16 protein-coding genes are annotated in these 26,039 nt (G+C 43.8%); 6 read left to right on the plus strand and 10 right to left on the minus strand.

Features of this window, described 5'->3' with window-relative positions:
- Positions 1-76 precede the first annotated feature (76 nt).
- Together I2I13_RS17315 and I2I13_RS17320 are read left to right on the plus strand one after the other, a co-directional pair.
- Positions 77-2,668, plus strand: coding sequence for a helix-turn-helix domain-containing protein (locus tag I2I13_RS17315; RefSeq protein ID WP_195650095.1), 2,592 nt, complete (start codon positions 77-79; stop codon positions 2,666-2,668).
- A gap of 81 nt (positions 2,669-2,749) precedes the next feature.
- A complete protein-coding gene (locus I2I13_RS17320; protein WP_370540851.1) occupies positions 2,750-5,230 on the plus strand; it encodes a glycoside hydrolase family 31 protein in 2,481 nt (826 codons plus the stop codon).
- Between the two features lie 715 nt (positions 5,231-5,945).
- Here the strand turns inward: I2I13_RS17320 and I2I13_RS17325 are convergent.
- From I2I13_RS17325 to folP, 6 genes are all read right to left on the minus strand, one after another.
- Complete coding sequence (locus tag I2I13_RS17325; RefSeq protein WP_195650096.1) at positions 5,946-7,892, minus strand: glycoside hydrolase family 97 protein; 1,947 nt, start codon at positions 7,890-7,892, stop codon at positions 5,946-5,948.
- A gap of 35 nt (positions 7,893-7,927) precedes the next feature.
- A complete protein-coding gene (locus I2I13_RS17330) occupies positions 7,928-10,393 on the minus strand; it encodes an alpha-L-arabinofuranosidase C-terminal domain-containing protein (RefSeq protein ID WP_195650097.1) in 2,466 nt (821 codons plus the stop codon).
- Between the two features lie 36 nt (positions 10,394-10,429).
- Positions 10,430-11,407, minus strand: a complete 978-nt coding sequence (locus I2I13_RS17335; protein ID WP_074556686.1) for a glycoside hydrolase family 43 protein — start codon at positions 11,405-11,407, stop codon at positions 10,430-10,432.
- A gap of 45 nt (positions 11,408-11,452) precedes the next feature.
- Entirely contained in the window at positions 11,453-13,789 is a 2,337-nt protein-coding gene (locus I2I13_RS17340) for a beta-galactosidase (protein ID WP_195650098.1), read from the minus strand.
- A 197-nt stretch (positions 13,790-13,986) separates the two neighbouring features.
- Positions 13,987-14,751: a diadenylate cyclase CdaA gene (gene cdaA, locus I2I13_RS17345; RefSeq protein ID WP_148363998.1), complete on the minus strand. Its 765-nt coding sequence runs from the start codon at positions 14,749-14,751 to the stop codon at positions 13,987-13,989.
- Positions 14,752-14,762: 11 nt separating this feature from the next.
- Positions 14,763-15,629 carry a dihydropteroate synthase gene (folP, locus tag I2I13_RS17350; protein WP_195650099.1) on the minus strand — a complete coding sequence of 289 codons (867 nt, stop codon included), beginning with the start codon at positions 15,627-15,629 and terminating at the stop codon, positions 14,763-14,765.
- A 117-nt stretch (positions 15,630-15,746) separates the two neighbouring features.
- On the opposite strand from folP, the gene I2I13_RS17355 reads away from it, so the two are divergent.
- The gene (locus I2I13_RS17355; protein WP_148363999.1) at positions 15,747-17,762 is read left to right on the plus strand and encodes a HAMP domain-containing sensor histidine kinase; all 2,016 of its coding nucleotides are present in this window, start codon (positions 15,747-15,749) and stop codon (positions 17,760-17,762) included.
- Between the two features lie 77 nt (positions 17,763-17,839).
- Positions 17,840-19,135, plus strand: a complete 1,296-nt coding sequence (gene murF, locus I2I13_RS17360; protein WP_195650100.1) for a UDP-N-acetylmuramoyl-tripeptide--D-alanyl-D-alanine ligase — start codon at positions 17,840-17,842, stop codon at positions 19,133-19,135.
- A 118-nt stretch (positions 19,136-19,253) separates the two neighbouring features.
- Here the strand turns inward: murF and I2I13_RS17365 are convergent, their stop codons facing one another.
- Positions 19,254-19,646 carry a VanZ family protein gene (locus I2I13_RS17365; RefSeq protein WP_148364001.1) on the minus strand — a complete coding sequence of 131 codons (393 nt, stop codon included), beginning with the start codon at positions 19,644-19,646 and terminating at the stop codon, positions 19,254-19,256.
- 102 nt (positions 19,647-19,748) lie between these two features.
- Here I2I13_RS17365 and I2I13_RS17370 point away from each other — a divergent pair, with 102 nt between their 5' ends.
- Both I2I13_RS17370 and I2I13_RS17375 read left to right on the plus strand, forming a co-directional pair.
- Positions 19,749-21,119, plus strand: coding sequence for a sodium-dependent transporter (locus I2I13_RS17370; RefSeq protein WP_195650101.1), 1,371 nt, complete (start codon positions 19,749-19,751; stop codon positions 21,117-21,119).
- Positions 21,119-22,030, plus strand: coding sequence for a helix-hairpin-helix domain-containing protein (locus I2I13_RS17375; RefSeq protein ID WP_195650102.1), 912 nt, complete (start codon positions 21,119-21,121; stop codon positions 22,028-22,030). Before I2I13_RS17370 ends, I2I13_RS17375 begins: the two co-directional genes overlap by 1 nt.
- A 182-nt stretch (positions 22,031-22,212) precedes the next feature.
- Here I2I13_RS17375 and I2I13_RS17380 read toward each other — a convergent pair whose 3' ends face one another.
- Genes I2I13_RS17380 through I2I13_RS17390 form a run of 3 tightly spaced genes read right to left on the minus strand, consistent with a single transcriptional unit; the run spans position 22,213 to position 25,728 of the window.
- Positions 22,213-22,869 (minus strand): ABC transporter ATP-binding protein, encoded by a 657-nt coding sequence (locus tag I2I13_RS17380; RefSeq protein WP_148364243.1) that lies wholly within the window; start codon positions 22,867-22,869, stop codon positions 22,213-22,215.
- A 7-nt stretch (positions 22,870-22,876) separates the two neighbouring features.
- Positions 22,877-23,611, minus strand: coding sequence for a ThiF family adenylyltransferase (locus I2I13_RS17385; protein WP_195650103.1), 735 nt, complete (start codon positions 23,609-23,611; stop codon positions 22,877-22,879).
- Positions 23,593-25,728: a cation:proton antiporter gene (locus tag I2I13_RS17390; RefSeq protein WP_148364005.1), complete on the minus strand. Its 2,136-nt coding sequence runs from the start codon at positions 25,726-25,728 to the stop codon at positions 23,593-23,595. Before I2I13_RS17390 ends, I2I13_RS17385 begins: the two co-directional genes overlap by 19 nt.
- Positions 25,729-26,039: the final 311 nt, after the last annotated feature.

Below are 26,039 nucleotides of genomic sequence, written 5' to 3' on the forward strand. Positions count from 1 at the left end.
TGATTATATCATAATTATTCCCCCTATCCTCTTTATTTCCGAAAGAAACAATTACCTTTGTAATATTGAAATAACCATGATTACCAATAGTTTGAGAAATATACGGATTCTACTCTGCTTATTTTTCTGTTTCAGGATGACACCGTTCATATATGCCGGTGAATTCCTGTTCACCACCATCAATGCGTCGCAAGGATTGAGTGATAACCAAATACGTTATATCCTCCAGTTGCCCGACGGAAGAATGGTATTCACCACCAGCGGTAATGTAAATTTATACGACGGTGTACATTTTAGCTATCTTCACCGCACCACGGAATACGTATATCCATTAAACCAATATAACGGGCATTACCGCATTTACCAGAGTGAGGATTCTCTTTTATGGATTAAAGATACTCACAAACTGATGTGCATTGACCTGTACAGAGAGGAATACATTCCTGATTTAGACGCTTACTTTAAGAACAGAAAGATACAAGCCCCCGTAGAAGACCTTTTTGTAGACGATTCTGGACACATCTGGCTACTCATAGCTAACGAATTACTAGAATTAAACAACAAGACCCGTATAACCTTGCCCGGCAAGTATTCCGGAAAATTGCAGGACCTAAATGCCGACAGTACCTCCCTATATTTATTCTATGACACAGGCGAAGTGTCCTGTTACCACATAGCCGACCAAAAAACAGTATACAATATAGCCGCTTATCCTACATCCGAACAGGCTGAATATCAAAATACTTCTCTCGTCGTCAAAAGCGCAGACGGCTTCTATCAACTACGCAACGGGCGTAAAGGCGGTTTATTCTATTTCAATAGCCACAAGCGCACATGGAAAAAACTCTTCGAACAGAACTATACTCTCAATACCCTTATCATTACCCCTAATGGTGAGAAAGCCTATATTAGTTGCGTTCACGGGTTTTGGATTATTGACCTCCACACAGGAACACAAAAATACATCCCCCTATTGGAAACCGGAAACAGACAGATTGTTTCTACCGAAATCAGCACTGTCTTTCAAGACCGGCAAGGAGGGTTATGGCTCGGAACTTTCAATCGGGGATTATTATATCATCACCCGTCCATGCATAAACTGACTAATATAGGTCGCAATGCATTTCCCGTCTCCCCGGAAGAAGAAATCAATATTGAATCTTTCGCCGAAGATAAAGATGGAAATATCTATCTAAAAGCTCATTCCCGAGTTTATCGACTGACAGTCAATGAGCAGAAATCCCATGTATTGAAATCGGCAGCTATCCCTACAATTTCTCCTGAAATCCTGAACCGGTTGAACACCCCAAGGAACTGTTATTTCAGAAACAAAGTATATCATACATTATATACCGACACACGCGGCTGGACATGGGCAGGAACTCCTGACGGACTGGAACTTTTCACCAGCGAAAACGACTCTATCCCACGTACCTTCTATCGCGAAAACGGATTAAGCAATAACTTTATCCAGAGTATCATTGAGGATAAATATCGAGACATCTGGGTAACGACTAGTAATGGTGTCACACGCATCCACATAAATCCGGAGAATAAGAACATCAGTTTCACCCGGTTCAATCAGTTGGACGGTGCTTTGGACGGCGAATACATAAAAGATGCCGTATTCAGTTCTTCCGACGGCACTCTCTATTTGGGTGGTATTGATGGCTTTAACATATTCCATCCCGACAAGGACTCCATTCATCCGATGCTTCCTGATCCGCCGGTTTTCACAGCCTTACGCTTGTATGGAGAAAAAGTGAATACTGGAAAAGAATATGGCAACCGCATCATCCTGTCCAAGGCTGCTCCTTATACAACCGAAATCGAACTGGACTATAACCAAAACTTCCTGACTTTCGAATTTTCGGCATTGAATTATATCAATCATGAACGCACATACTACCGTTATCAACTGGAAGGTATCGACCCGCAATGGATGAGTACATTTGCAGGAAGACAGGGAAATGCGACTGTGGGGAAAGGTCTTCTTCAAGCTGTTTACACCAATTTACCACCGGGAGATTATACATTCAAAGTCATGGCTTCGGACAATCCTCTTCAGTGGAACGGCAAAGTGACAGCAATAAAATTAACCATCCATGCACCGTGGTGGAAAACAACCACGGCTTATATCCTGTATGCAGTCATTTTATTACTGATTGCTTTCACCGGTATCCGATTGTATATCTATTGGAGCAGAAAGGAAATGGAACGCAAGCATAAAGAAGAGATTCTATTACTCCGTATACGCAACCTGATCGAACAAAATAATTCTCTAACCTGTAGCATAGAAGAAACGTCTCCCGACCATCAGCAACAGGACACGGAAGAATCTGCATTTCTGGCACAAGCCATCAAACTGGTGGAACAGAATCTGCACGTCAATGGCTATTCGGTGGAGCAACTAAGCCGCGACCTCTATATGGAGCGAACGGGATTATACCGCAAACTGGTGACTATGCTCGATCAGTCTCCCAGCCTCTTTATCCGCAACATTCGTCTGCAACGGGCAGCACAACTGATAACAGAGGGCAAGCTAAGTATTACAGAAATTGCGGAACACACAGGTTTTAGCAGTTCCAGTTATTTAAGCAAATGCTTTCAGGAAATGTACGGATGCCGCCCGTCAGAATATGCCGAAAAAGTGAAGAAATCAACGTGATTACTGTTTGTTTCAACCTGATTATTGTCCGTTTTACTTGCCTCTGCCCTACTTTTGCTGCATCATAAAGCACTAAAAACCATGAAAATGAATCTTATTAGAAAAGCCGGTTTCTTGCTGGTATGTGCAACAATGGTTGCAGCAGGCAATGGTACAGCACAAAATGTACAACGTACCTCACAAGGCATCAAGTGTGCCACACAGGGGATGGATGTCAACATAGAGTTTTATTCACCCTCCATTGTCAGGGTTTATAAGACGCCCAGTCAGAAATCTTGCAATAAAGAAAGTCTGGTCATTGTCAAAACGCCTGAGACAACTCCTGTTTCTTTCGGTGAAAAGGGGAAAAATGTGACATTAAACAGTCGTCTTATCCAAGTGGAAGTGAACCCGAAGACTGGGGGTATCCATTTTTTCGATTCGTCCGGCCAATGTCTGTTGACGGACAAAGATTACGGAACGCAATTCACTCCTTTCAATGATGCAGGTGTTCCGTCTTTCAATGTCCGCCAGGCTTTTTTGCTGGATAAAGACGAAGTAATCTACGGATTGGGACAGCAGCAGACGGGTAAAGTGAACCAACGTAACCAGAAACTACTCCTCCGCAATCAAAATATGAGTATCTGTATTCCGTTTATTCATTCCGTCAAAGGATATGCCCTTTATTGGGATAATTACTCTCCCACTACTTTCCTCGACAATCCGCAAGAGATGTCGTTCGACTCGGAAGTAGGCGACTGCGCTGATTATTATTTCATTTACGGTGGCAATGCGGACGGTGTAATAGCCGGAGTGCGCGAGCTGACCGGTCAGGCCCCGCTCTATCCGCTCTGGACACTGGGATTCTGGCAATGCCGCGAACGCTATAAAAGTCCGGACGAACTCTGCGAAGTAGTAGACAAGTACCGTGAACTGAAAGTACCACTGGACGGTATCATCCAAGACTGGCAATATTGGGGATGCAACGAAAACTGGAACTCGATGAAATTCCAAAACCCACGCTATATCAACAAAATGGGTGATCCGGAATACATGAAATTCCTCCCGAACGGAGAAGACAGAAATGCTAATTATGGAACGCCACGCATCAAAAGTCCGAAAGAAATGATCGACTATGTACATAAACAGAATGCACATATCATGATTTCAGTATGGGCCTCGTTCGGTCCGTGGACAGAGATGTACCAGAAAATGGATAGCCTGAAAGCATTGCTTCACTTCGAGACATGGCCTCCCAAAGCCGGAGTAAAACCTTACGACCCGTTCAATCCGACAGCACGCGATATGTATTGGGCAGAAATGAAAAAGAACATCTTCAATCTCGGAATGGATGGCTGGTGGCTCGACTCTACCGAGCCGGATCATCTGGAAATCAAGGATAAAGATTTCGACACCCCCACTTATCTGGGTTCATTCCGCAGAGTGCACAACGCTTTTCCTTTGATGTCCAACAAGGGTGTATACGAACATCAACGTGCCACCACTTCCGACAAGCGGGTATTCCTGCTCACACGTTCGTCTTTCCTAGGACAGCAACGTTATGCGTCACATTCATGGAGCGGCGATGTAGTCTCTACCTGGGAAGTGATGAAGAAACAACTGGCGGCAGGACTAAATTACTCACTATGCGGCATACCATACTGGAATACCGACCTAGGCGGCTTCTTCGCATGGAAATATAACAATAATGTACACAATATCGCTTATCATGAATTGCACGTGCGCTGGTATCAGTGGGGAGCATTCCAGCCGATCATGCGTTCACACAATTCCAGTCCGGTAGCTGTGGAAATATACCAGTTCGGCAAGAAAGGAGACTGGGCTTATGACGCGCTCGAAAAATATACTCACCTGCGCTATCGCCTTTTGCCCTATCTCTACAGCACTTCATGGGAAGTTACCAACAAAGCGGGCAGCATCATCCGACCACTCATGATGGATTTTCCTAAAGATAAGAAAGTACTTGAGATGGATACAGAGTATATGTTTGGCCGTAATTTCCTTGTCCGCCCCGTAACTGATTCGCTTTATACATGGCAGGACGACAAACAGAACGGCTATCAGAAGAATATGAATAAGATAGGAAAGACAGATGTTTATCTACCCGCAGGTGCCCAATGGGTTGATTTCTGGACCGGAAAAAGCCTGAAAGGCGGACAAACCATCCAGCGTGAAGTGCCTATCGACATCATGCCTGTCTATGTCCGTGCAGGTTCTATCCTACCTTGGGGACCGGCTGTACAATATTCCACCGAAAAGAAATGGGATAATCTGACACTTCGCATTTATCCGGGCGCCGACGCTGAATTTACTCTTTACGAAGATGAGTTCGACAACTACAATTACGAAAAGGGAGCATACACTACCATTGCCATGAAATGGAATGATAAAGACCGCACCCTGACGATTAACGACCGCCAAGGTAATTACAAAGGAATGCTGAAAAATCGTAAATTCAATATTATCATTGTAGAACCGGGAAAAGGTTGTGGTGACGGTGATGCTACGACGTTCGATCAATCAGTTTCTTATAAGGGAAAGAGAGTTGGCTTAAAATTATAAAGTTTCAACTTTATTCCCACCATCTCACACTGGGGAAATAAACAGTAACCAATCGGTAGATTTCCCCCTAACACCTATTTTTTAATTTCACAAATACAGCCTTCACCTTTCACAATGCCCTATTCATCGGCATTTGCGGGTGAAGGTTACTCTTTCATCCGCCTTTCACCCTCCGTTTTCTTAACCCTGCATAATTCTTCTCCACCTGTTACTTCTAAAGACATATCTAACCTGTTTCCTACTCATTACTAACTAACTTCTTTTTCATTAACAACAAACTTTCTTTTGATTACTGGTAAACTTCTTATTACCAGTATGTAAACTTGCTTTTCATTAAATGCAATCTATAATTGCAAGTTGCGTTTATAAAAACAAAAGCTTTGATTATACAAATGAAAGTTTCATTTATATAATCAAAGCTTGCATTTATAGTTTTCTTATAAGGCAAAGAAAGTTTGGTTCCTATACAAAGGAAGTTTATCCTTTATAGAAAAGAAGTTTTCCTATAATAGTCCGGAAGCTATCTGCTAACACTTCTTCTGCCAACTATAGATGAAGGATTTAGCAAACTGGACAATCTGTGAAAGTCAGGGTAGAAAGGTGAAAGCCTGCCCTTCACCCGCTAATGCCGATGAATAGGGCATTGTGAAAGGTGAAGGGTATTTTAGGTACGTATTATTATGTTTATAATTGGTTCTGTCAGTAAAAATATCATCTAGTTGTTCACCAATACGACACCTCCCTGTGGAAGGATTTCCAACTGCACTTTGCCGTTTTCTTTCACTTTCAACGGCAGAAGCTGCGGTTCTCCTTTTTTATCATCCTTATACAGAGAAACAGTTTTTCCGGCAAACATATCTAAATCCAGTTTCAACTTTACGATTTCTTTCCCAGCATTCACTGCTGCCAGATACCAGGTGTCACCGTGGCGACGTGCCAAGACTACATATTTTCCCGGATATCCGTCAATAAAACGTGTCTCATCCCATGTGGTAGGAACCGTTTTCATATAGTCCATACAAACAGGGGAAACATCTTTCAGGTTGTTGGGAGCAAGCGCAAAATTCTGTACCGGATTCTGGAATAATACGGTAGTGGCTAATTGAAATATATCAGTAGTACGGCGGGTAGTTCCTCCGTCATTGTTGCGATTCAGCCGTTTGTTCAGAAAACAACCACCGAATTCCATGCAACCCACCGCGTTGCGGATAAACGGATGCAGACAGGCATTGAAAGCCTCTTCATCACAGAAGTGCTGGCCGAAAACCATATTTTCGGAGGCCAGTACAGCCTCGCTGCCTACATAATTCGGGTACATACGTTCCCATCCTCGAGGGATGGTGCAACCGTGGAAGATTACCATCAGACCGTGGTCGTCAGCATCACTCAAAATATCTTCATACAGGCGCATCGTTTCCTGCTTGTCGCCACCAAAGAAATCAACTTTGATTCCTTTCACTCCAAGGCTTTGCAACCATTTCATTTCACGTTTGCGGATAATGGCATTGTCCATGTGATTCACCGGCCCCTGCTCAATATCATTCCAATAGCCGGAAGAGCTATACCATAAGAAGAGTTCCACTCCTTTGCTTCGTGCGTATTCTATCAAAGATTTCATACGGTCACGGCCGATGTTCGTATCCCACCAGTTATCGATCAAGGCATACTCATACCCCATTGCAGCTGCAAAATCAATATAGCGCACCTGATCGTCACAGTTGATACTACCATCCTGCCAGAGAATCCAGCTCCATGTGCCGCGTCCGAAACGGTAGTCATGCTTCGTTTCATAAAGAGGACGTACGACATCCCAGATAACGGTTGTTTCCACAATCGGTTTCAAGGTTTCGCCAACAGTTATGGTACGCCAGGGAGTAGCACCGGGAAGGGCAAATGCCGGAGCAGAAGTTCCGTTACCGTTATTTTCTTCAGCCATCGGGAAAGCAACCGTATACAGATTGCCTTCGCTTACATCGCTCAAACGAGAACCGCAATAACGACTGTCCACACCTGTTTCGCTGACTAATACCCAACCATCGTCACCGATACGGAACAGACAAGGGAATGTGTAGCCATGCCCGTACTGTGAACGGTCACTCATGGGAGCATCTGCCTTGTACTCTTCCTCATAACTGGGCTTGGTACGCTTCCAACCTATCATGGCATCGCTTTGCGGACATAAGAAAGTAGTTGTTTGTTGCGGAAAGCAAAAGCCGGTTTCTTCGGCAGTTACCGTTACACTTCCTTTTCCATCCTGACGCGGAAGAGTATAGCGGAAAGCTACATCGTGATTGCTGACACGAAAGACTACATCTATTTTCTGCCCTTTCGGATTCTCAAAATTACAAATCAGTTCGTTTGCCTGATAATGCACTGTGGAGGTTTTAATACGATCCTGATGATAAACAGTATCAATCGGAGTAACAGCGTGTCCTGTCAGTTTCATCCCTTTTGCAAAATCACCGATATTCGTATTCATACCCAAAGGAGATTTCTCCAACATTGTCTTTCCATTGTAGGTAATCGAATAACTTGGCTTTTCGGCTGGAGAAACAGATACAACCAATTGCAGTTTTTCATCCGGCCCTTTCACTACCACTTCCTGTGCTATCAGAGAAGTCAGACAGCAACTAGCCAGCAGGGTACTTATTATCTTCTTCATATTATCTATGTCGTTATTATCTTCACTTTTTTCTGTTATTTCTCATTTGCCTTCTTTATGCGGATCACCGTAAAAGAATAGGCAGGTAATTGGTAGTCAAACTTTTCTGCTACTTCCATCGTGTCTTCAACAGGTAGCGGGGTATCGGCCGGTTTGCCGGTCAGTACGGTTCTTTTTGCAGAAGACTGTATAGCACCGATTCCGGAAAGGTCGACATTCGTATTCACTTCTACGGGAAGTAAATTGACCAGCTTCACAATCACATCACCACTTGCCGAGTCACGGACAATAGAAGAAGCAATGCGTTTCCGCACTTGATCGTCTCTATTATCAAGAGTGATCTGCGACGGAAAATATTCGTTCCCGGCATTCTGCCCGTAGAGTTTCTGAACATAGTAGCCGGTGGTAGGTTTCACTTCCCGGTTATTGAAGTAAATCAAATCCGGATTCCACTGGGTATGTCCTTCTTTAGCGAGAAGAGGGGCATAGGAAGTCATGTGTACAACATCGCCATTACGTTCCAAGGCAGCAAGATAAAGAGCTTCTGTCAGTGCTGTTTCGATATTCGCCTTTCGTCCCGGTATGTGAGTTGCATATTCGCCCAAGTATACTTTTGTCTTTTTCGAACGATCGTATTTGTCGTAGAAATCCTGGTTGTTCAGGAACCATCCCGGAGTCTGGTAATAATGTTCGTCGACCATCGGAATACCCAGTTTGTCCGCCAGCTTCCATCCTTCCACGTAGTCTGTACCCTCATTGAACGGTCCCACTGTACCGACAACAATCATTTCAGGATATTTTTCTTTGATGGCATTGAAGATCATCGTGAAGCGTTCTTCGAAGATATCAGTGATAAGATCTTCATTTCCGATACCGATGTATTTCAAATTGAATGGTTTCGGATGCCCGGCTTCGGCACGTACCTTTCCCCACTTTGTCTTCTTTGCGTCACCGTTTGCCCATTCTATCAGATCAAGAATATCCTGAATATAAGCTCCCATTTCGTTCATCGGAATACCACCTTGTTGTCCTCCTCTCAAGTCGCCGTGACAGGCAGAGTTCTGGCAAGGAACACCGGCCGCCAGCACTGGAAGCGGTTCCGCACCAATATCTTCGCAAAACTGGAAATATTCAAAATAACCCAATCCCATGCTTTGATGGTATCCCCAAAGGTTACGCTGCGCTTTTCTTGCTTCCAACGGGCCTACTGTATTTTTCCATTGATAAATGTTCTTCAAACCATCACCATGAGCCACACAGCCACCGGGGAAACGGATGAAACGGGGATGAATATCAGCCAACACTTGAGCCAGATCTTTGCGAAGCCCGTTCTTACGTCCTTTAAATGTATTCTGCGGGAATAGGGAAATCATGTCCAGATTCAATTCACCAACAGATTGAGGGATGATTTCGAGATGAGTGTCCGCAGTAGCTTTAGCAGTTATCACCGCTTTATATGTTTTCCATTGACGGGAAGACACTGTTAGAGAAGTTTCTCCACACACATTTCCTTTTCCATCTACCAGACGAACCTGCAATTTATTTGATTTACCCTGCGGAACCCGGGCGAAGATGGAAAAATCATATTTCTCTCCGGTGTTCAGTGCGATTCCATCAAAACCTGTATTTTCTAATGCAGCTCCCGGTTGTTCTACATTCAGCACGGCATAATGTGGGTTATTGATATGAATAGGGTCGGTAGTATCAATAGTGAAAGTCGTTTTCTCTCCTCTCAATGACCAGGAATGAAAGCCATCCCAGTTCTTATCTCCTTCCCTGTCCGAAGGGTCGTACTCGAAGTCGCGGTTTTGGATAAGTTCTGCGTAGAGTCCTCCGTCTGCCGAATAATTGATGTCTTCAAAAAAAGCGCCCAGCAATACATCACTAATGGCCTTTGCACCTTCCGGTTGTACAGTGACCGTTGCTTTTACAGGCTTCAAACCGGCAAAACGTTCTCCATCCTGTACCGGACGTTCTCCATGTAATGAGTTCCGATATTGATTCCAGCCATAATTTTTATCCAATCCATCCACCAAGGTCCAAGCTACCCGGTTGATATTCCCTTTCTGCTCTTCTCCGGCAACAATAGCTTTCACTCTCACTCCGTCAAAATCCGGCGTAGTACGGGGATATTTCTGACTAGTCCAGTTGATTAAATCCTTGGAAGTAGCCTGGCCGTATCCATCACGGTCATTCAGTTTCCAGGTACAAATCCATTCGCCATCGGGCGATTGTTTCAAATAAGGATCAAGCATTTTCTTCTGTGATCCCCAGCGGCTATAATCGCACCGGAGATATCCGTAGTTCCGGCCAATTTCAAACCAGTTTTCTTTATCTGTACTCCAGGCGAAACTGAGTCCGCTGCGTCCGTCGTCTCCGGAAGTTGCAAAAGAAAACAGATAAACCGAATCGGGTGTACTCGTCATTTCCTTGATTGCAGCTAAAGTGACCTGCTGAAACGACAAAAACAAGACAACTAGAAAGAGGAATAATTTTCTCATGGTATATATTGCATTAAGATTATCAATCGCAAAGTTTTAGAAACTTTCCGGTTTACCATATGCCTTGAAAAGGCGTCGCAATTCTTTTTGAGTAATCGGAATAACAGTACCGTGACGTGGATGAAAATCCATGCTGACGGCATGGTCAATCACTTTAAAGTATTCCAGATCGGAACTTTCGGTAAACTGGTATTTGCCTTTCATATACACATCGTACATCAAGATATATTTATCCGAACCAATCAATGGAAAAATGCCTGCACCTTCTACCGCATCCTTCGTCTGCTGCTTATAATCATCCGATTCCGCCCACTGTCCGGAGGTCAGAGAGGAAGTAGTCGCTTTTTTAATTCCATTTCCATTCCCTTCCGTTTTGTAGAACAAATGATAGAGTCCATCTTTATAAATAATGTCGCCATCAATACATGATTTTCTGTTTTTCGGAAGAAACAGTGGCTTCGGTTCTCCTTCTATATCTGTAAAATCTTTGTTGGCATAAGCATAATAAATGATATCGGGACCATTGCCATGTTGCATAGACCAGTAAACCATGTACTTCCCAGCTTCCTTATCATAAATAGTTTGTGGTGCCCACACACGTTTCAGATCCTCCTGATCTGGATATTTCTTTTGGATATTCACGACATTGGAAGTCCAGTGTACAAGGTCTTTTGATTTCAAAAGTACCATGGCACGGTTAGAACTCCATCCATTTCCGGATACCATATCCGTAACCACCATATAAAACGTCTTCCCATCTTCACAACGCAGAATATGGGGATCACGCACTCCACCTGTCGAACTAATCACACGGGAATCAAGTACCGGCTGATTTCCATTCAAGGCTTTATAATTATATCCATCAAGACTAACAGCCATCCGGACGGCTTCCTCACTCATGCGATTGCCGGTAAAGTAAACAAACAGGTAAGCAGATTGCTGGCAATACCCAGTCAGCACTCCTATAAATAGGAATGCGAAAAGAATTATATTTTTCTTCATATTCATCATCATTTCAATGCTTTTTCATCCATTGTTTTATTCTTGTTCATTCACTGTTTAGTAGTTGAAATCAGCAGGTTTCACATATACGCGATATTCCTTAATCATACCCGGATACCCTTTTTCGGCGCGGGGCAGATAGCGGAAACCGGTCACATTTTCCACTTTGCTCAAGTCAATTACCAATTGATGAGGATAAGGAACATTGTCCACTGTCATCCAGAAAGTGGATTCCTGCAAGTCGAATATCTTGTCGGCTGTACGGTTGCCACTACGTGTTTCTTCACTATCGGCATAACGAATCTTCCAATGTTCGCGGGATACCGGTTTACCATCAGCTCCCAAGACATCAAACTCCGCTATCGCTGCGATGTTATCATTTGCTTGCGGAGAAAGTGCTTCCAGACAGAAATAACGTCCTTTCACCGGAGTGATAAATCGTACCTCCTGCCAGCCGTTGCCCGGAGTGAAAGCTCCTTCGTGAACCACTTTCTCACCCGTCAGTTTCAGTTTCTCTCCATCCTTGCGGTGTGTTTCGGGAGCTTTTTCACGAAGCACATCGAGAATTGGTTTCTTCAAACCTTTGATGGAAGCCCGGGTAGGACCTTTCAAATCCAGAACAAGAATTTCATTCTCTCCTTCTTTCAACCAGCACCCTGGCATAAAGAGAGTCTGCTGCGGACCGATCTCCCAAAAACGCCCCATTGCATGACCGTTCACCCAGACCATGCCTTTCCCCCATGTGCTCATATCCAGAAAAGTATCTCCTACTTTATCCAGTGTGAAGGTAGTCTTGTAATAGGCAGGCATAGTCGGTAACATCTTTTTATCGCTATATTTCTTATCTTTTATAAAGGAATAATCTACCGGGAAGTTATACACCGTCCAGTTTTTCAATTCCTTAGCCCGGTTACCCGAAATAAGTTCCACCTTTTCGGTGATTCCTTTGCGGTCGTGGATAGATTTGTCAAAGTTAACACGTCCCATTGCTTCCACAAGAATATCCAGTTGTGTGCCTTTTTTCAGTGCGGGCAGGGTCGTTGTAAATTCTCCTTTACGACGGTCTAAACGTGCCAGCAGTTTACCGTCGGCATATATCTGCGCCCAGTCGTGCACTTCCGTAATTTTCAAAGTGGTGCCTGCAAGAATAGTTTCGGACAATGTGGTGCGATACAGAATCGTTCCCCATCCCTGGTTGAATGATTCCATCGGTTGAATATCCACCGTTTGTTTTGCCTCCGGCAGATTCGAGAAAAGCGAAGCCACTTTATGGAAGTGAAACTCGGGGATTTCAATAACAGGCAAAGCTGCGGGTACTGCGGGCAGTGTTTCACCTGCCGGAAGATAGTTTTTCAACAAGTCACGAAGCAAGAAAAACTTGTCGGTCGTCCATCCGGGTTCGCTAATCGGAGCATCATAATCGTATGAGCTGCACATGGCGGAATAAGCCGGGTTGTTCGCACCTCCCCAATGTCCGAAAGTCGTTCCTCCGTGAGTCATATACAGACTGAAAGAGATGTTCCGGTCGAGCATATCCTTGATGCCCTGTACCATATCTTTTGCAGGACGTGTCTCATGTTTGCGTCCCCAGTGGTCGAACCATCCGCTCCAGAACTCGCTACACATCAACGGAGTTTCGGGGCGAAGTTCTTTGAGTTTTTTAAATTGCTGGTCGATATTGGCACCCGTTCCGAAATTCACTGTCCAAATCAGGTCATCGAGCGCATTATTGGTGAAGTTACTGCTCCAGTCACATTGAAACAGAGGTACATCGGTAAAACCGGATTCACGAACCAGGTCGCGCACGGCAGAAACATAAGGTTTGTCGATTCCATAAGAACCGTATTCGTTCTCTACCTGCACCATGATGATATTTCCCCCCTTATTCACTTGCAGCGGAGCCAGTTGCTTGCCTACTTCTTTCATAAAGACGCCTACCCGTTCCATATAATAGGGATCGAGCGTACGCAAGGCTATATCTTTTTTCTTCAACAGCCACCAGGGAAGTCCCCCCATCTCCCACTCCGCACATACATACGGACCGGGACGGACAATGACATACATACCGTGTTTTTGTGCCGCACGGCAGAAAGCTGCAATATCATTCTGACCGGAAAAATCGAACTTACCTTCTTCCTGCTCATGGATATTCCAGAAAATATAAATACAAATAGTATTCATGCCTAATGCCTTGCACATCTCAATGCGATGTTCCCAATAAGCTTGCGGGATGCGGGTGTAGTGCAACTCGGCAGCCTTCACCACAAACGGTTTTCCATCCAGCAAGAATGTGTTCTTGCCTGCCTCAAACTTCCGTGCGGTAGTTTGCGCCTGTGCAGTACTAAAGAAAATAACTGTAAAAAGTACCAGTAAAGCAATCAATCTGTTTTTCATGGTTTATTCAAAAATAGAATTTTAATAGTATACGGCAAAGGTAGGCGATTCACCTAAAAAGGAGGGCATAATTATCATTCAAAAAGGGTTGGAAATAAAGCAAAATAGCGCCAAATAGCAGATAAAACAACAATGGTCAAACAATGATGGTCATAAAATGACCATCATTGTTTGACCATTGCCTTACCAATATAAAATCAGTTTTCTTTTGTCAATAGACTTTCCAGTTCTTCCGCATTCAGGCGGAGGTAGAATTGTCCGCGATAGGCTACGGAGATACCACCTGTTTCTTCTGAAACAATAATGGCATGCGCATCCGATTGCTGTGAAATTCCCATCGCTGCGCGATGCCGCAAGCCAAGCTCCTTCGGTATATTCAAATCATGGGACACAGGAAGAATACATCCCGCTGCCTTAATACGTTTTTTGCTGATGACCATCGCTCCGTCGTGCAACGGACTATTCTTAAAAAAGATATTCTCGATTAAACGCTGATTGATTGCCGCATCAATCAATTCGCCCGTACGAACGACTTCATCTAAAGGAGTGTTATGCTCAATGACAATCAATGCGCCGACTTTTTGTTTGCCCATGCTTAAACAGGCCATTACCACGGGCATGATATCATCGTGCTTCAACGACTCTTTTTTCGATCCGCTAAAGAGACGTGCCAATGCACTGACATGACGGTGAGATCCCAAAGTCAAAAGGAAACGGCGTATCTCATCTTGAAAAAGAACAATCAACGCTATCACACCCACATTCATCAATGTGTCGAAAATAGAGCCCAACAGCTTCATCTCCAACACTTGAGTCACCACCAGCCAGATCAGGATAAAAACCAGGATACCGGTGAATACCTTTATAGAACCGGAAGCTTTCATCAGTTTGTAGGTATAGTACAAAACAAAAGCCACCAGCAGAATATCGATAAAATCTTTTATGCCAAACTCAAAAAACATGCACCCTCCTCTTATTTGTCATATCCACTCTCTATTTTTAATTTCTCTGTGATCCGGACAGCTTCCACCGCCTCACGCACATCATGTACACGCAGGATGTGTGCTCCTTTCATTAACGCAACAGTGTCCAATACGGTTGTCCCGTTCAATGAATCTTGCGGGGTTCCCCCCAATAATCTATAAATCATTGATTTCCGCGAAACTCCCACTAAAACGGGAAGCTCGAATATATGGAACTCTTCCAGATGTGCCATCAGTTCATAATTATGCTCCAACGTTTTTCCGAATCCGAATCCCGGATCGAGAATGATATCTTTCACTCCCAAGTCGCGAAGTTGCTGCACTTTACGAGCGAAATACAGGAAAATGTCTTTAATCAGGTTATCATAAGACGGCTCTTTCTGCATACTTTGGGGAGTTCCCTGCATATGCATCATAATATAGGGCACTCCCAAGTCGGCGACTGTCTGAAACATCCGATGGTCCATTTCACCGGCAGCTATGTCATTAATAATAGCAACTCCATAATCTTTCACACATTCTTCCGCTACATCAGCCCGGAAAGTATCAACAGAAATGATGGCTTCCGGATGATTACGGTTCAGAATTTCCAGACCGGTACGCAGTCTGCCCATCTCTTCTTCAGCAGAAATATGTTCGGCATTCGGCCGTGAAGAATAAGCTCCTATATCAATAATCGAAGCACCTTCATCAAGTATCTGCCGCGCCCGGGCAGCAATGTCTTCTTCAGTCTGCATCCGGCTGCCGGAATAAAAAGAATCGGGAGTAACATTCAAAATTCCCATCACCTGCGGAGTAGCAAGATCGAGCAACCGCCCTTTTACATTTATATAAGTAGGAGATATAGGTTTCATCATTGACAACATTCCTTTTAGATCGCCTACAAATGTAGATAAAAAAAGCAAGTATTCGTACTAAAAAGAAGAAATAAACGTATATTTGCAAACTATAGAAGAAACCGAAAAATTCATACCATGAGCCGATTAACCCTATTTCACGTAGGATTTCTTTTCCTCATTTTGCCCTTTGCCACTACTGCTAAAGCTCAAAAAGAGGCTGAAACTTTCAATGTTGACTCTACTCTCTATGAATATTATCAACGTTGTCAAGAATACTTGTTAGATCCTATTGTGCTTAACATGTCCGACACATTGTTCAGAATGGCCGGTGAACGGCATGATGAACGAATGCAGGCAGTAGCCATAGCCACCCAACTGGATTACTATTATTTCCAGGGGACCCATGAAGATAGCGTAATCTACTATACCAACAAAGTAAAAGAATTCGCCAAAGCCACCCATCAGCCTAAATATTATTATTTTGCATGGGCGAACAGATTAATCACTTACTATCTAAAAACAAGCAGAACAAACATAGCACTTTATGAAGTGCAAAAGATGTTAAAAGAAGCACAGGAAGAGGATGACAAAACCGGTCTGTCCCGTTGCTACAATATCATGTCACAAATCTACACCATCAAAAGATTCGATTCGATGGCGGGTGAATGGCGGTTGAAAGAAATCGAACTGACTGAAAAATACAATATCGAAAACTATAACATTTCCCAGACCTATGCCCAGATAGCCAACTATTACATCAGCCGGGAAAAACAAAAAGAAGCATTGGAAGCTATGGAAAAGGCCGTTGCAACAGCCAATTCTTCTACACAGCAAATATCTGCCAAGTTGGAGTACGTAAACTACTACAGTAAGTTTGGTGACTTTCAGGCAGCCGAAAAAATATTGAAGGAATGCCAGGCCGCATTCGAACAGGATAAAAGACTGGAATCGATCAAAAAAAGGCTATATAATATAGAATGTTTATACTACCAGCAGACCAGGCAATATCAAAAAGCACTGGAAGCTGCAGAAAGGCAAGAAAAGGAAGAGCGCCGTTTAAGTGAAAGCATACTTAGCAGCAACCACTATCGCACACAGGGAGAAATCTACCAAAAGATGGGGAATATGAACATGGCAGTCAAATTTCTGCAAATGTATATCAACGCAGATGACTCTTTAAAAATAGCCAATGAGCAAGTAGCCAGCAGCGAATTCGCCACCTTGCTAAACGTTGAGAAGCTCAATGCCGAAAAGAAAGAACTAACGCTCCAGACACAGGAAAAAGAGTTGCATAATAAAACAACATTGATTATCTCATTGATTATTTTATTAGGCGTTCTTTTCTTATTCCTTTATAGAGAAAACTTCCTGAAACGCAAACTGAAAGTTTCGGAAGCGGAACTTAAAACAAGAAATGAAGAACTTACTGTATCGAGGGAAGAATTACGTAAAGCGAAGGATATAGCGGAAGCAAACAGCCGGATGAAAACCACATTCATCCAAAGCATGACTCATGAAATCCGTACACCGCTCAACTCCATTGTAGGCTTCTCGCAGGTGTTAAGCGATCACTATAGCAACAATCCGGAAACACAGGAATTTGTCAATATTATCAAGAGCAACAGTAACGACTTGCTCCGACTGGTCACTGATGTGCTCGCTCTGTCCGAACTGGATCAATACGAACAACTGCCCACAGATGATGAAACAGACATGAATACGATCTGTCAACTTGCCTCTGAAGTGGCCAAAGACAACAGGCAGAAAGAAGTGGAAGTCCTGTTCGAGCCTGCAAGAGAAAACCTGCTCATACGCAGTAATTCGGAACGTATATCACAAGCGTTGAACAACTTGGCGCATAACGCCGCTAAATTCACGACTCACGGCAGTATTCGCATAGCTTATTCCATACTGGAAGCTGAAAAGAAAATTGAAATCAGTGTCACCGATACAGGAACAGGCATCCCGACAAATCAACAGGAGGCAGTATTTCAACGTTTCTACAAAATGGATTCTTTCACACAGGGAACCGGTCTCGGACTTCCGATATGCCGGAGTATCGCCGAGAAGTTAGGAGGCAGCCTCCGGATCGATTCTTCCTATACGGACGGATGTCGGATGATACTGACTCTTCCTTTGGTATATGCCTAAGTAAAAATCTGTCCGAACTCCCGTCAAATCCGAAAGAATAGCCTATCTTTGCAACGTTTTAAATAAAAGATCAGGTTATGAAACTTTCTGCTCTTTACCAGATTTTTCTGGATTGCCAATCAGTTACTACTGATAGCCGGAACTGCCCGGACGGTTCTTTATTTATCGCCTTGAAAGGTGAGTCGTTCAACGGTAATGCATTTGCTAAGTTAGCGCTGGACTCCGGATGCGCATTTGCCGTTATCGATGAGGCCGAATATGCCATAGAAGGCGATCAACGATATATACTTGTAGACAACTGTCTGCAAACAATGCAGCAGCTTGCCAACTATCATCGCCGCCAACTCGGGACGCGAGTGATCGGCATTACCGGAACTAACGGAAAGACGACCACCAAAGAGTTAATCTCCAGCGTTCTCTGCCAAGCTCATAATGTGCTTTATACCTTAGGTAATCTCAACAATCACATCGGTGTACCGACCACTCTGCTACGATTGAAGCCGGAACATGACCTTGCTGTCATCGAGATGGGTGCCAATCATCCGGGAGAAATCAAGTTTCTTTGCGAAATAGCCGAACCGGATTATGGCATTATCACCAACGTAGGCAAGGCTCATCTGGAAGGATTCGGTTCTTTCGAAGGAGTGATTAAGACTAAAGGAGAATTGTACGATTTCCTCCGTAAGAAAGACGCCATTACCTTTATCCATCACGATAACACCTATTTGATGAATATCTCACAGGGATTGAACCTGATTCCTTATGGAACAGAAGAGGATCTCTATGTTAACGGGCGAATCACCGGCAATTCACCTTATCTCGCTTTCGAATGGAAAGCCGGTAAGGACGGTGAACGCCATCAGGTTCGCACACAGTTGATCGGAGAATATAATTTCCCGAATGCCCTGGCTGCCATCACCATCGGACGTTTCTTCGGAGTGGAAGCAAAGAAGATCAACGAAGCTTTGGAAGGGTATACACCACAAAACAATCGCTCTCAACTTAAAAAGACAAAAGATAACACGCTGATCATCGACGCATATAATGCAAACCCGACCAGTATGATGGCTGCCTTGCAAAACTTCCGGAACATGACAGTCCCTCACAAGATGCTCATATTAGGAGATATGCGCGAACTGGGTGCTGAAAGCCCGGCCGAACATCAGAAAATCGTTGATTACATCAAAGAAAGTGGTTTTGAGAAAGTATGGCTCGTAGGAGAACTGTTTGCCGCAAGCGAACATTCTTTTAAAACTTACGCCAATGCGCAGGAAGTTATAAAGAATCTGCAAGCAGACAAACCTAAAGGATATACCATTCTAATTAAAGGTTCCAATGGAATCAAACTTAGTTCAACGGTAGAATACTTATAATTATACTATTTTTTCAGGCACGGATTACGCGGATTACACGGTCGCTTTATAAATGCTAATTCTAAAATCCGTGTAATCCGCGTAATCCGTGCCTGAAAATCCTTCTAGCCAGCAAATTTCAATCAGCCTTCATCATCCTCGGTCGTACGACATAATAGGCCACTAAACTAGCCAGAATCGCTCCCGTAGTATTAGCTGCAAAATCCAACCAGTCTCCTCCCCGGTAAGTAGTGCAATACTCCTGCAGTAATTCCACACAACCACTAAAAAGTACAGGACAGAAGAATGCACCTACCCACGCATGCCACATCGGAGCATTGTCCCTGCGATGCGCACGCAGAAATTCCAGCCACAACATGCCCGACATACCCAAATACATACAGACATGAACCAGTTTGTCGAGGTTGGGAATTTCATTTAAATCCGTCTTAGGCGGTTTAAAGAACGACAGATAAATCACTGTCAGAATAATAAAAAGCGAGATCGGATATTTCTTAATATAAGATAGCATATCTAAATAATATTACAATTATCGTGCAAATATAAGTATCATTTTCTATATTTGCATTTTATACGTGCATTTTATAACGATTTGTAAGATAAAACAAGATTTATGGCAAAAAATGATAGAGCGAACTTCGGCAGTAAATTAGGGGTCATACTCGCTTCTGCCGGCTCTGCAGTCGGACTGGGTAATATATGGAGGTTTCCCTATGAAACGGGAAATCATGGAGGTGCGGCATTTATATTGATCTATTTAGGCTGCATCTTTCTTCTGGGACTACCTATTATGATTGCCGAGTTTCTGATAGGACGCCGTTCGAGAGCCAACACAGCAAGAGCGTATCAGAAATTAGCCCCTGGAACACATTGGCGTTGGGTAGGACGCATGGGAGTATTGGCCGGTTTCCTGATACTTAGTTATTATGCTGTAGTAGCAGGCTGGACGCTTGAATATATTCTTGAAGCTGCGACCAACGGCTTTGCCGGAAAAAACTCCGGAGAATTCATCTCTTCTTTCCAGCAATTCTCCAGTAGTCCGTGGAGACCGGTTGTATGGTTGGTAGCCTTCTTGTTAATCACGCATTTCATCATCGTGAAAGGAGTGGAAAAAGGAATCGAAAAGTCCTCCAAAATCATGATGCCTACCTTATTTATCATTATCCTCATACTGGTAGTTTGCTCGGTTACTCTGCCGGGAGCCGGTGCAGGCATTGAATTCCTGCTCAAGCCAGACTTTAGCAAAGTGGACGGGAATGTGTTTTTGAGTGCCATGGGACAGGCTTTCTTCTCTTTGAGCTTGGGAATGGGATGTCTTTGTACATACGCCTCCTATTTCAGTAAAGAAACCAACCTGACTAAAACAGCTTTCAGCGTAGGAATCATTGACACCTTTGTGGCGATACTAGCCGGTTTTATCATCTTCCCGGCTGCTTTTTCAGTAGGCATACAACCTGATTCAGGTCCGAGCCTGATCTTTATCACACTGCCTAATGTATTCCAACAGGCATTCAGCGGAGTCCCCATACTGGCATATATATTCTCTGTCATGTTCTACGCGTTATTGGCAATGGCTGCTTTAACCTCCACCATTTCCTTGCACGAAGTAGTAACCGCTTATTTACATGAGGAGTTCAAGCTTTCCCGTGGAAAAGCAGCAAGGTTAGTCACCGGCGGTTGTATCTTCCTCGGAATATTCTGTTCATTATCACTGGGAGTCATGAAAGGATTTACTATTTTCGGACTGGGTCTGTTCGATCTCTTCGACTTCTTAACAGCTAAAATCATGTTACCACTTGGCGGATTGTGTATTTCGCTCTTCACCGGATGGTATCTGGACAAGAAGATTGTATGGTCAGAGATTACCAATGACGGTTCATTAAAGATACCGGTATACAAACTCATTATCTTTATATTAAAATATATCGCGCCAATCGCCATCTCACTGATATTTATCAATGAACTGGGATTGATCAAGCTATAATGTGGAAAGACTTCCTTTATTATACTAAAACTGAACGACAAGGCATTATCGTCCTTGTCGTTCTTATTTTAGGAGTATATGCCGCTCCTAAACTCTTCTCCTTTTTCACGCACGCTGAAGATACCGACTGCAAAGAGAATGAGAAGTTCGATAAAGAATACAACGACTTTATTTCTGTCCTCCGGGAAACCAAACCTCACCAAAAGTCCGGTCCTTCTTTTCAATCATCCCCTCAAAGGGAAATCAAGCTTGCGATATTCGACCCGAACACCGCAGACTCCACCACTCTCCTGTCACTCGGACTACCTTCCCGGATGGTAAAGAATATCCTGCATTATCGTAATAAACAAGGCAAATTCCGCCATCCGGAGGATTTCCGGAAGATTTATGGTCTAACCGAAGAACAATACCGGACTCTTTATCCCTATATCCAAATTACAAAAGATTTCAGTTCAAAGGATACGGTACGATTATTAACCGCACAAAGTGTACAACGGGACACACTCATGAAATATCTCCCCGGAACCATCATCAGCCTCAACTCCGCAGATACCACCGAACTGAAAAAGATTCCGGGAATCGGAAGCAGCATTGCCCGGATGATGGTGAATTACCGCGAACGGCTGGGAGGCTTTTTCCGAATAGAGCAGTTACAGGAGATTCATCTAAAGGCAGAGAAACTCCGTCCGTGGTTTTCCATTGACATCCAGCAGACACGCCGTATCAATTTAAATAAAGCCGGTATGGAACGAATGCTGCATCATCCCTACATAAACTACTACCAAGCAAAGGTTATCATAGAATATCGGAAAAAGAAAGGATCCTTAAAAAGTCTGAAGCAATTATCTCTTTACGAGGAGTTCACTCCTATTGATCTTGAACGGTTAGAGCCCTACATTTGTTATAATTAATAAAAAAAAGATGCATTCCTATCACACCAGACAAGAATGCATCACACACAAACAAAACAAACACTCTACTATCATCTTCACAGACTTCCGTAGAGAAGCGACTATAAATATATAACTAAAAGATAGAACACTTGCAAGGCTCTACCTTTTTGGTATACATTTTTAGAAATTAGGTTCTCTAATTAATCTTTTTTAATCATACCATCCACCATATGAACGGTCCGGTCCGTAATTTTGGCAAGCCCCTCGTCATGCGTCACAATGACAAAAGTCTGCCCCAGACGGTCCCTCAAATCGAAGAACAGTTGATGTAAATCTTCTTTATTATGTGTATCCAGACTACCGGATGGTTCGTCTGCCAGAATAACTGCCGGATCGTTGATTAAAGCCCTCGCTACCGCTACCCGCTGCTTCTCCCCTCCCGACAATTCGTTCGGTTTATGAGAAGCCCGGTCAACCAGTCCCATAAAATCCAGAATCTTCACAGCGCGTTCGTGCGCCTCTTTGGAAGACACCCCGGCAATTAGGGCGGGAATCATCACATTTTCCAATGCCGTGAACTCCGGCAGTAGTTGGTGAAACTGGAAAACAAAACCAATATTCTTATTACGAAAAGCGGATAGTTCTTTCTCTTTCATCCGGCTCACCACTGTTCCGTCAATCTGTACCACACCTGCATCCGGTTCATCTAAAGTGCCCATTATCTGCAATAACGTAGTTTTACCCGCACCGCTCGGGCCTACAATACTAACAATTTCTCCTTTGTTGATTTCCAGATCAATGCCTTTCAGCACCTGTAATGAGCCGAAACTCTTCGTAATCCCTTCTAGTTTTATCATCATAGCCTTATAATCGTTTAATGACATATTCAGCCAGATAGCACCCGAACACGGCCGGCATATAACTGACTGTTCCACATGTCGATTTCTTATTCTGCTCATCCTCCGTCAGCAGTACGGCCTTCGGATCGGCTTGTTCCGTACTGAACACCACCGGAAGTTTCCGTTTCATTCCCATCTTCTGCAAACGCTTCCGTACCGCCTTGCTCAAACCGCAATGATACGTCTCCCAAAGATCGGCAAAACGAACCTGGGTGATGTCACTCTTCGCCCCTGCCCCCATACTGGAGACAATCTTTATACGACGTTTCATCGCTTCATAAATCAGAAAGCATTTCGGACTGATCGTATCAATAGCATCTACTATAAAATCATATTTATCGGCATCCAGCAGTTCCGGTATATTTTCATCCTTCAGGTAAACAGGCAGGACAGTCAGCTCAATCGCCGGATTTATATCTTTATAACGGGCTGCCAACACCTCCGCTTTCGTCCTCCCCAACGTGGAATGCATGGCCGGCAACTGACGGTTCAGATTGGTAGGCTGCACCGTATCGGCATCTACAATCGTCATCCGCCCGACACCTGCACGGCAGATCATCTCGGCGGCATAAGCACCTACTCCACCCAGTCCCACGACCAAGACGTGCGCGCTCTGGATGCGCTCCATCTTTTCCTCCCCTAACAGGAGTTCCGTTCTCTGTTGCCAGTCGTATCTTTCCATTAGTTTTTCTTTAGCCATTTATAGAACCATTTGCCGACCTTCTCATAATGTTGAGACTCATTATGTCCACGAGGATCGGAGAATGACACAATTTCCTGCGGTTCGCCAAACTGATCGGGATACAGGATTATCAAACTATTATTAGAGAAATATTTTCCTAATTGTGCCGGCAGGCGCTCAAAAGAGGGATCATAAGAGATAGATCCGCGACGGGCAGAGATAACTACCAATAAATGGTCGTAATTCACCTGCCCTGTCAACAGCAAGAGATCCTCCCACTCCTCCAATATGGAGAATTCTGTCGGGGTACCTGCATGTCTCTTTTTCACAAGTTGCTGAATACGCATCAACGTACGCTCATTGGCAAAGAAATGCACCCGACAGCCCAAGATACTTCCCATACGGCAGAAGTGTTCCACCCATTTAGAGAACCCCGATTCATATTCAGCCTTCGGCGGAACGGCAATATTGATTCGACGCAGGGTATTAACAGGCATCAGGAATTTGGCAATCATCACTTCACGATGCGTACCTTTCAGCAGACTTTCAGCCAGATGTCCGAAGAAAGAGTCGACAATATTTGCCTTCCGGTGCAAACCGATCACAATATCCGTAGCCTCATACTCTTTGATCGTATGGATAATCCCCGAAGCAATATTCAAATCATAACGACTCACCATCGTAACAGGCACATCAGCGGCAGCGGCAATCATGGCAGCCTTCTCCAGATTACGTTTGCCCTGCTGCTCTTTTTTCTCCGAGCTATTATTATCGTTGATAACATTCAACGCAACCAATGCATTCTTCTGCTTGGCATCCTTTATCACTAAAGCCAGATTGACCAGATCTTCAATCGTCTCCGGATTAGCGACCGGAATCAAGATTTGTTCCTTATTTATCTGTTTAGCTTCTTCTTCCGCTTGCACATTTTCATCCAAAGCAAAACGACGGGCCGAACGTTCGGTCACCAAAGAACTGATGACACAAGTGAAAAGTATCATCACTACCGTACCGTTCAAGACATCATCATTCAGCAACCGCTCTCCATTCTCCATTATGATTTCATGACCGATCAACACTGCCGCCAACGTAGCTGCGGCCTGCGCATTGCTTAAACCGAATATCATGCTCCGTTCATTCGACTGCATCCGATAGATCTTTTGTGTGATCCAGGCAGCCAGCCATTTACTAAAGGTTGCCACCACTGTCATCACAACAGCTACCTTCAATGCTTCACCTCCGGTAAACAGGCTTCTTACATCAATAATCATTCCGACACCAATCAGGAAATAGGGAATAAACAACGCATTTCCCACAAATTCCAACCGGTTCATCAAAGGAGATACATGAGGAATCAGGCGATTCAATACCAAACCGGCCAGAAAAGCTCCTAAAATTCCCTCCATCCCTACAAATTCCATCAATCCTCCTCCGAGGAAAACCATCGCCAGCACAAACACAAACTGCATCACGCTGTCATCGTACTTCCGGAAGAACCAGCGTCCGATACGGGGGAAAAAGAATACAATCAGGAATCCGAGGAAAGCCACTTTTGCCACAAGAAATACCCAGAACCAGCCATCGACAGTCCCCTTAAACATGCCTCCTATGACGGCAAGAATAATCAAAGCAAGGGTGACGGTGACAGCAGTACCACCAATGGTTATATTGACACTGCGCAAACGCGACAGTCCATAACGACTAATAATGGGATAGGCAATTAAGGTGTGGGAAGCATACATACTTGCCAACAGCACTGCCGTGAGAAAACCGTACCCCAGCATACTCATACTACTCCATATTCCCAACGCCATAGGAATCAGAAAAGTGAGCCAGCCGAACACGAAACTTTTTGTCCGGTTCTTCTTGAAATCCTCCATATCCATCTCAAGACCGGCAAGGAACATGATATAATAGAGTCCTACTTTGCCGAACAGTTCGAAACTACTGTCACGGTCGAGCACATGAAAGCCATGTTCGCCAATCAGCACACCTGCCAGAATCATGCCTATAATATGAGGTATATGGAGACGCCCCAAAATCATCGGAGCAAAAAGAATGATTATCAGTACCAAAAAGAATACCCAGGTCGGATCAGAAATAGGCAGCGTTAAATTGAGATCAAACAGGTTCATAGACTGTGGTTTTAGGAATTCTCTGCAAAGGAACAAAAAAGTTTGCAGAATCACAATGAATGTTCTGACGGATTATTCAGTAGGCAAGTAGGTAACTACTTACTACTTGACTACTTACTACTTCTTTCCCACCGCTTACCTAACAGGATATATTTCATTAGTCACTTTTATTTCGTTCCACCATAGTGTCTCTTGCGGACAACTATAGTGGAACGAAGTAATATTAGGCAATAACAGGGCAGACGCATTATATTTTTTACTATCCCACTCCTGTTTTTATTCTATTTATATGATTGATTATTAACTTATTA

Source organism: Bacteroides sp. D55t1_190419_B8 (assembly GCF_015558905.1).
GTDB lineage: Bacteria > Bacteroidota > Bacteroidia > Bacteroidales > Bacteroidaceae > Bacteroides > Bacteroides vicugnae.